General features: G+C 65.6%; 7 protein-coding genes and 1 pseudogene. 4 read left to right on the top strand and 4 right to left on the bottom strand.

Annotation, left to right across the window (positions count from 1 at the left end):
• Positions 1 to 305: 305 nt before the first annotated feature.
• Positions 306 to 962, bottom strand: a complete 657-nt coding sequence (locus WKW82_RS39785) for an NUDIX hydrolase (RefSeq protein ID WP_340348725.1) — start codon at positions 960 to 962, stop codon at positions 306 to 308.
• Positions 963 to 1,119: 157 nt separating this feature from the next.
• Between WKW82_RS39785 and WKW82_RS39780 the strand changes: the two genes are divergently transcribed.
• Together WKW82_RS39780 and WKW82_RS39775 are read left to right on the top strand one after the other, a co-directional pair.
• Positions 1,120 to 1,749 carry a DUF4291 domain-containing protein gene (locus tag WKW82_RS39780; RefSeq protein WP_340348724.1) on the top strand — a complete coding sequence of 210 codons (630 nt, stop codon included), beginning with the start codon at positions 1,120 to 1,122 and terminating at the stop codon, positions 1,747 to 1,749.
• Positions 1,749 to 2,669 (top strand): ADP-ribosylglycohydrolase family protein, encoded by a 921-nt coding sequence (locus WKW82_RS39775; protein ID WP_340348723.1) that lies wholly within the window; start codon positions 1,749 to 1,751, stop codon positions 2,667 to 2,669. Before WKW82_RS39780 ends, WKW82_RS39775 begins: the two co-directional genes overlap by 1 nt.
• 28 nt (positions 2,670 to 2,697) lie before the next feature.
• Here WKW82_RS39775 and WKW82_RS39770 read toward each other — a convergent pair whose 3' ends face one another.
• Entirely contained in the window at positions 2,698 to 2,913 is a 216-nt protein-coding gene (locus WKW82_RS39770) for a hypothetical protein (RefSeq protein WP_340348722.1), read from the bottom strand.
• A 117-nt stretch (positions 2,914 to 3,030) separates the two neighbouring features.
• Between WKW82_RS39770 and WKW82_RS39765 the strand changes: the two genes are divergently transcribed.
• Positions 3,031 to 5,592: an FtsX-like permease family protein gene (locus WKW82_RS39765; protein WP_340348721.1), complete on the top strand. Its 2,562-nt coding sequence runs from the start codon at positions 3,031 to 3,033 to the stop codon at positions 5,590 to 5,592.
• Positions 5,593 to 5,953: 361 nt separating this feature from the next.
• Positions 5,954 to 6,592, top strand: a complete 639-nt coding sequence (locus WKW82_RS39760; protein ID WP_340348720.1) for a cysteine hydrolase family protein — start codon at positions 5,954 to 5,956, stop codon at positions 6,590 to 6,592.
• Between the two features lie 34 nt (positions 6,593 to 6,626).
• On the opposite strand, the gene WKW82_RS39755 is transcribed toward WKW82_RS39760, so the two are convergent.
• Together WKW82_RS39755 and WKW82_RS39750 are read right to left on the bottom strand one after the other, a co-directional pair.
• The gene (locus WKW82_RS39755) at positions 6,627 to 7,994 is read right to left on the bottom strand and encodes a DUF1254 domain-containing protein (RefSeq protein ID WP_340348719.1); all 1,368 of its coding nucleotides are present in this window, start codon (positions 7,992 to 7,994) and stop codon (positions 6,627 to 6,629) included.
• A gap of 95 nt (positions 7,995 to 8,089) precedes the next feature.
• A pseudogene (locus WKW82_RS39750) lies at positions 8,090 to 8,392 on the bottom strand (IS1634 family transposase); the annotation flags it as partial.

The following is an 8,392-nucleotide window of genomic DNA, read 5'->3' as shown; positions in this document are numbered from 1 at the left end:
AATCTGCCTGGAATCCATTGCGCCATGTCCGGAGCTAAAAGCTTGACTTTGAACACAGTTGCTCAAGGGGGCGCACCCAGCGGCCCGGCAAAGCCGGTTCCGCGGGTGCCCACGAACAGGCATTGCTCGCCCGGGTTTCATGCGTCATGGGTCATGCGATAGCGCGGTGGAAAACTGATATGAGAGGGTGAGCGTCTTTCTACTGCGGTCACCGATCTCGCGCCTGCGGTGCTCGCCGTACGTGTGTACGCGCTCCGCGACTCGACCTCGGCGCCCTCGCTACGAAATCTTCTCACCCTCCGAGTTCACCCCGGCGCATTGAAGGTTCGCGGAAAGAGCGCAGGCCGCGCGCGATCGCGCAAGCGGTAGCCCATCGCCGGACGCCCCAGGATGCCGGGCACCTGGCCCGCTTCCTCCATGAATTCGCCATCCAGCATGCGCTTGCGAAAAGCACTCTTGTCGACCGGACGACCCAGGACGATCTCGTAGGTCTGCTGCAAGGCAGGCAGGGTGAACGGCTCCTCCAGCAGAAAGGCGGGCAGCGAGGTGTATTCCACCTTGCTGCGCAACCGTGCGACAGCGCTGGCAAGCAACTCACCATGGTCGAACGCAAGGCGCTTTCGCTGTGCCGCATCCACCTCGAACCAATCCACATCGGCTGCATTGGCCCCCTTGTGCAAGGCCATGGCTTGCGAGGGCACCAGCGCATAGAAGCAATGCGTGGTCGACCAGCCCCGTGGATCGCGCGTCGCTCCGCCCCAACTCCCGAGTTGCTCCAGATAGGGCGTCACCACGCCCGTTTTCTCATGCAGTTTGCGCAAGGCACAGTCGCCCAGCGAGGCATCCCTTTTCACATCCACGAAGCCACCTGGCAGCGCCCAGCGGCCCGGGCAGGGTTCTGCGTCGTCGGACGGCCGTTTGACAAGCAGCACCTGCAACGCCCCGTCGCGCACCGTGAACATCGCCACATCGACCGTGACCAAGGGGCGCGGGAAGTCCGGCGAAGCGTTTGAAAGATCTGAATTCTTCACACGTGGCGATGGCTCGAGATTGATTAGTTGTATTATGCAACCCACATTAGTTGTACAATACAACTCACAAGAACAACAAGGAAGAAGCGTGAACATCCCGCTGCCCACTGAACCCTATCGCTCCCAACTCGCTCGCTGGCCGCAAGAAGGCCAACACATCCTCGCGCACTACGACGTCGACTCCGTCATCGTCTATCAGGCCTACCGCCCCGCCATCGGCGAATGGGCGATTCGCAACGGCCATCTCGGTGGCCCGGATTTCAGCTTCAAGCGCATGAGCTGGATCAAGCCCAACTTCCTCTGGATGATGTACCGGTCCGGCTGGGGCACCAAGGAAGGCCAGGAGATCACGCTGGGACTGCGCTTGCGCCGGCCATTCTTCGAGCACGTCGTGCGCAGCGCGGTGCCGTCGACCTTCAACGCAGCAACCCACCGCTTTGCCACGCGTGAAGACTGGCAGGCAGCCGTCGGTGCTTCCGAGGTCCGTTTGCAATGGGACCCGGATCACGCACCCAGCGGCGCGAAGGTGGAGCGTCGCGCCATCCAACTGGGACTTCGCGGCGCGACCCTGGCCGCGATGGCCAAGTCCGAATTGCTCGAAGTGATCGACATGACGGCCTTCGTCAACGCGCAACGTGCATTTGCGCAGCCGCTCAACCCACTGCTGGAAACACCGGCCGAATCGCCGCTGCTTGTCAGCGCACAGGAAGGCAACTGATGAAGACTTCGGAGACAACCACGCTTGACCGTCACCTCGGTGCGCTTTTCGGCCTCGCTTGTGGGGACGCGGTAGGCACGACGGTCGAGTTCAGTCCGCGTGGCAGTTTCAAGCCCGTCACGGACATGTCGGGCGGCGGCCCGTTTCATCTGCGGCCGGGCCAGTGGACCGACGACACCTCGATGGCCTTGTGCCTCGCGGCGAGCCTGGTGCATTGCCGGGGCTTCGATGCGCAAGACCAGATGAACCGCTATTGCAACTGGCGCAACGTCGGCTACATGAGCAGCACCGGCACATGCTTCGACATCGGCGGAACGGTCAATGCGGCGTTGAACCGGTACCTCGTCTCCGGCGACCCCTTTGCCGGAAACACCGACCCGCGCACGGCCGGCAATGGCGCCCTCATGCGTCTCGCGCCCGTGGTGATGTTCCATGCCGACGATGCGGAAACCACACGCCATTTCGCCGGTGAGAGCACGCGCACGACGCACGCCGCGCCCGAGGCCATCCAGTGCTCGCAGTTGTTCGGGCTGCAATTGCTTGCCGCCTTGCAGGGCAAGGCCAGGGAGGATGTTCTTGCGACAGCTTGCCCGGGGCTTTCAGAGCCGAAGGTGATGGCGATCGCGTGCGGCGACTATCGCGCCAGGAGCCGAGCGCAGATCAAGGGCAGCGGCTATTGCGTGCAGTCACTCGAGGCGGCGTTGTGGTGCTTTGCGCAAACGGACTCGTTCGAAGCAGCGGTGTTGATGGCGACCAACCTTGGCGACGATGCCGACACGACCGCCGCCATCTGCGGCCAGATTGCTGGCGCCTTCTACGGCGTCAGCAGCATTCCCGCACATTGGCTGGCGCAACTGGCCTTGCGGGATGAGATCGAGGCCCTGGCCACGCGGCTGTACGAGCATTCGCAAGGGTCATGAGCCCGCGGGCCGGGTTGCGCGCGCCGGCTCAGAGCCAGCGTGGCCCGTCCCGGCCGCCGAGCGCACGCAGCCTGGAAAAGCCGGCGACCAGCGCATCCGAATAACTGTCGTAGCTGCATTCGGAGATGTCGAACTCCGCATAACTGACGAAGGTTCCCTGCTCGCCAGTGCCCTGGAGAATCACCCACGAATAGGTCCTGGAATCTGTTTCCCGCACACTCAAGGCGAGGTCCTGCAAAGTCACGGAAGCGCTCCCTGTTTTATTTCGATACCTGAGGCTGCATTCTTGAAGGCGCCGGTCTTTGCGAACAAGGGCGGGCTTCACGATTCCAGGTGATTTCCCGCGCGCCACAATCGCGGCATGCGCGCCCTGCTCTTCACTTTCTCCTGGCAGGAATTGCGCCATCACCCGTGGCGCAACGCGGCCGCCGTGGTGGCGGTGATGCTGGGCGTGGCGTTGGCTTTTTCGGTGCAGCTCATCAATGCGTCGGCGCTCGACGAGTTCTCGAGTGCGGTGCGTTCGGTCAATGGCCAGCCTGACCTGGAGTTGCGCGCCTCCCAAGGCAGCTTCGAGGAGTCGCTGTTCGCGCGTGTCGCCGCCGATCCGCGCGTGGCGCTGGCCAGTCCGGTGCTGGACACCTACACGGTCGCGACGGCGCCGGGCTTGTCGGCGCCACTGTCGATTCGCGTGATCGGCGTGGATGCGCTGGCATTGCCATCGATCGCACCGGAGTTGATTCCCAAGCCCGCCGAGGGTGCGCCACGCCTCGCGCCGCTGGCGCCTGGCGCGGTCTTCTTGAATATGGGCGCGCGATCGGCCTTGGGCGATGTGGCTTCGATCGAGTTGCGAACCGGGTCGGGCGCACGTCGCGTGGATGTCGCGGGCAGCGTGGCGGCGGGCGGCAGGGCGTTGGCGGTGATGGACATCGGCGCGGCGCAGGACTTCTTCGGGCGCGGCGGGCAGCTCACGCGCATCGATTTGCGCCTGGCACCGGGCGTCGACCGGGCCGCTTTCATGGCGTCGCTGCCGCGGTCGCCCGGCTGGCCTGCGGCGGTCCAGATCGCGGAGCCTGGCGATGCAGCACAGCGCGTGAGCAACCTGTCGCGGGCCTACCGCGTGAACCTCACGGTGCTGGCGCTGGTGGCGCTGTTCACGGGCGCGTTCCTGGTGTTCTCGGTGCTGGCGCTCAGCGTGGCCAAGCGGGCGCAGCAGTTCGCGCTGCTGGGCGTGCTCGGGCTCACGCCGAAACAGCGGCTGCGACTGGTGTTGATCGAATCATTGGCGCTCGGCGTCGTCGGCAGCGTTGCGGGCGTCGGGCTCGGCACGGCACTGGCCGCTTTCGCGCTGCAGGTGCTCGGAGGCGACCTGGGCGGCGGCTACTTCGCGGGGGTGGCGCCGGCGCTGCAATGGAGCACGGCGGCGGCAATGGCGTACGGTGCGCTCGGCGTGCTGGCCGCGATGGTGGGCGGCTGGTATCCGGCGCGTGCCGCGCAAGCCCTGCCGGAGGCGCAGACGCTCAAGGGATTGGGCACCGCGCCTGCAGGTTCGGGACGGCAATGGATCGCGGTCGTGCTGGTCGTCGGCGGTGCGGTGCTGGCCTTCGCACCGGCCGTGTATGGCGTACCCCTTGCAGCGTACTTGTCGGTCGGTTTGTTGCTGGTGGGAGGCATCACGGGCTTGCCGGGGCTGATCGCGTTGATCTACGACCGGCTGGCGCCCGCGATGGCGAAGCGCCTGCTGCCGCTGCTGGCGGTGGAGCGCGCGCGGCGCATGCGTGGTACGGCGGCGGTGGCTGTCAGCGGGGTGGTTGCAAGCCTCAGCCTGGCGGTGGCGCTGACGGTGATGGTCGCGAGCTTTCGCGATTCGGTCACGCGGTGGCTGGATGTGGTGCTGCCGGCGGATCTCTATCTTCGTGCGGCCAATGTGGGCGGATCGGGCAGTGCCAGTGATACCGGTGCGTTCGGGCCTGAACTCGTGGCCGCTATCGGGAAGGTGCCGGGCGTGACGCGTGTCAGCACGGTGCGTGCGCGGCAGGTGTCGCTGGCGGCGACGCAGCCGCCTGTGACGCTGCTCGCACGCACCTTCGCGGGCGATGCGACGCAGGCGCTGCCGCTGGTGGGCGAGGCTTTCAAGACGCCGGCGGGGAGCATTGGCATCTACGTGAGCGAGGCCGTCGTCGATCTCTATGGCGCGCGACCGGGCGCATCGTTTGCGCCGCTGGCGAAGACCTTCGAGCGCGAGGGCAAGCCCCCGGCCGAATTCTTCGTGGCCGGCGTGTGGCGGGACTACGTGCGTCAGTTCGGCTCCATCGTGCTGGACGCGCGCGACTTCGAACGCTTGACCTCCGACCGCAGCGTGAACGACGTCTCGCTGTGGCTCGCGCCGGGCACCGAAACCTCGCAAGTGCAGCAAGCCATCCGCGCGCTGGCCGCGCAAAGGCAGATGGCTGGCGATGCGCTGGAGTTCGCGTCCGTGGGGGAGTTGCGCGCCACGTCGCTGCGTATCTTCGATCGAAGCTTCGCGGTCACCTACTGGCTGCAGGCGGTGGCGATCGCGATCGGCCTGTTCGGCGTGGCTGCGAGTTTCAGCGCGCAGGTGCTGGCGCGGCGCAAGGAGTTCGGGCTGCTCGCGCACCTGGGGTTCACGCGGCGACAGGTGCTGGCCGTGGTCGCTGGCGAAGGTGCGGCGTGGACCGTGATCGGCGCCTTCGCCGGCATCGCGTTGGGGCTCGCCGTGTCGGTGGTGCTGGTAAAGGTGGTGAATCCGCAGAGCTTTCACTGGACCATGGACATGCTCGTGCCTTGGGGACGCTTGCTCGCGCTGTGCGCTGCGGTCATTGCGGCGGGCACTGTGACGGCGTGGCTTGCCGGCCGTGCGGCGGCCGGGCGCGACGCGGTGCTTGCGGTGAAGGAAGACTGGTAGGGCAACCGCAATCACCGCTCTCGATGCTGAACTCGGCCACACCCAACGCCTGGATGAACATCGACTGATGGTGATCGCCGATGAATGTCGATCCGGCCTTGACCACCAGGTCTCGACCATCACCCGAGTGCGTGATCCGGACTGCGCCAGGTCGCCGCGCTGCGCAAGCTCCTCGGCGCAGCGGCCATCGCAATGGTGCCGGGTCGTGGCTACGGGTTCGCGCCGGCACTGGACGGCGACTCGGCCGACGTGGCGAGCCCCCCGGTGCAGGCAGTGCGCGACGATGCGCGCAACGGACTTCCCCTGAATAAACCTACTTCGGCAGCGACGCAATCGCAATACTCACAGCCAAGGAGCCAACATGCCCGACTCTCAATCCACCACCGAGCCGACCGCGCTGTTGCTGGTCGACCCCTACAACGACTTCCTCAGCGAGAACGGCAAGCTGCAAGCGCGCGCCAAGGCCGTGATGGAAGAGGTCGGCACCATCGCGCACATGCGCGACGCCGTGGCCGCGTGCCGCGCGGCCGGCGTCACGGTGTTCTATGTGCCGCACCACCGCGCCCGGCCCTCGGACTTCAGCCACTGGGCTCATCCCACGCCCTACCAGCTCGGTGCCCACCGCATCCAGCTCTTTGCCGAGGGCACGTGGGGCGCGGAATGGCACCCGGACTTCCAGCCGCAACCCGAAGACGTGATGATCAAGGAACACCGCGGCTCCAGCGGCTTCGCCAATACCGACCTGGACATCCAGCTGCGCCAGCACGGCATCCGCCGCCTCATCCTCATCGGCATGCTGGCCAACACCTGCCTGGAGACCACCGGCAAATTCGCCATGGAACTGGGTTACCACGTCACGCTGGTGCGCGACGCCACCGCTGCCTTCTCGATGGAAGCGATGAAGGTCGCGCACGAGATCAACGGGCCGACTTATGCGCACGCGATCGTCACGACGGCCGAGTTGGTCACGGGCCTCTCCGCTTCCGGCGGCGCAGCATGAAGTGCGGCCCAAGTAGCCGCACGAGACACGCCGCCTACCGTGGGACTGGCTGCAGCGGGGGAAGTTTCCAGGTGCCGTTCATGGCAGCCTCGCTCGGCCCGTAGATGCGTCCGATCGCGCTGTAGCGCCCTTCGGGAGTGGGCAGCCAGTTCGACTCCTTGTCGGGACCGGGGGAGGTGTGTCCGAGGTAGAGCGTCAGACCGCCGTCCGCGTCTTTCTGCAGCCCCTTGGTGCGGTCGCCGATGGAATAGCGCTTGAGCGGATTGGCATACAGCAACCGGTCCGGCAGCGTGTAGAGCGTCATCGACCAGAAGAACTTGGCCGGCGGCAACTGGCCCGGCGCGAAATGCACCGTCGAAAGCTTGCTGCCATCGCCGACGTAGCCGCCGTACCAGGCCTCAACGAGGGAGTTGCCGTAGAGGCCCTTCTCGGCCGCAATGGCCCGCAGGACGTAATCGTTCTTCAGTTCTTCGCGTGACCCGAATATGCCGTTGGATGACAGTGTCACCTTGGACTTCTCGGCAAGCGCAGCCTTCGCGTCCTCCACGCCGTCGTCGACCGCGGACAGCGTTTCAGGAGGCAACTTCGATGCATCGAAGGGCAGCCCGGGGCCGATGCCGATCGAAGCGAAGCGCTTCATCAGGCCCACCTCGCTCGGATGCGGTGGCTGCGTGAACTGCAACAGGAAATTCAGGTACGCGATGAAGTCGTGCGAGCGGGCCTTGGCGACGTCATAGGGCGGCAGGACGATCGCTGGCAAGGTCGGCGGCGGCGCAGTGCCGGTGAAGCCGCTGAGCGGCTGCAAGCGCATGCCATCCTGGACGGCCTTGACCGCAGCGACATCGTCCGGTCCGTTGAGCGCGGTACGGGTCAGCGTGAGGACGATGTCGGTCTCCGATCGGAACACCCTGTCGATACCGGGCGGCACTTTGCCATCCCACTTCGGACCTGCGAAGAGGTAGTTGCCGGCGCCGTTGCCGGTCGCCCGGGAGCCGATGTACGCGAAGTTGAAGGTGAACAGGTCGATCCACTGCTGCACGTAGTAGCGATTGCCGGGCACCGCCGCCACGCTGACGACCCACGGTTCGGCGCGCAGGTCCAACCACGCCCACGAGTACGGCGTGTCGTTGTTGGGCGTGACGATGTCCTTGTTGTCGGGGGTGAACGCTTCGGAGTAGTGGCGGAACTTGCCGAAGCCACCGACGTACTCGCGCCCGGCCGGGTTCGCCAGTTGCTTGTACATGGTGTTGTAGCTTTCGAGCATTGGATACGCATAGATGTACGCCTCCTTGCTGATGGCCCGGACATCCGCAGTCGACGCGGCATGGCCGCCGCCCGGTTCGACTGCGAACAACGACATCCCAAGCGCCCAGAGCGCGGCCTGCTTGATACCTGAATGCATGACAGCTCCGTTCCGTTGGCTTAGTCCGAACTTTGATGACTGCCGAGACGTAAGTGCGCGCCCTGCTTGAGCTTTTGCGTTCGCAGGGAGGGCGACTACTGGGTACAGGCGGGATTCAATCCGAGCAGCGCAAAGGCTTTTGCCTGAAGCGGCGTGGGCCGCGTGGTCGTGATGATCTTGGCCTCTGGGTTGAGATGCGTGTGGGTGACGTTGTAGGCCAGCGTGGAGAGGTCCTGCAGCAAGGTCCTGAAGCTGTGCAAGGGTGAGCCGTCGTTGGCCGTCTTGCTGGCATCCTTGGTCTTGGCGTGCTCGGATCGCAGCGCCTTGGTCACCGGCGAGGCCCTGGCGGCACTGGCCTCTTCGAGGTGCTCGTCGTCGAACAGCATGGGCTTCAGACG

It is taken from the genome of Variovorax rhizosphaerae (assembly GCF_037889975.1).
In the GTDB taxonomy this organism is placed as follows: Bacteria; Pseudomonadota; Gammaproteobacteria; order Burkholderiales; family Burkholderiaceae_C; genus Variovorax; species Variovorax rhizosphaerae.
Note: the sequence above shows the minus strand (reverse complement) of the source record. Positions and strands in the feature narration are given on the sequence as shown.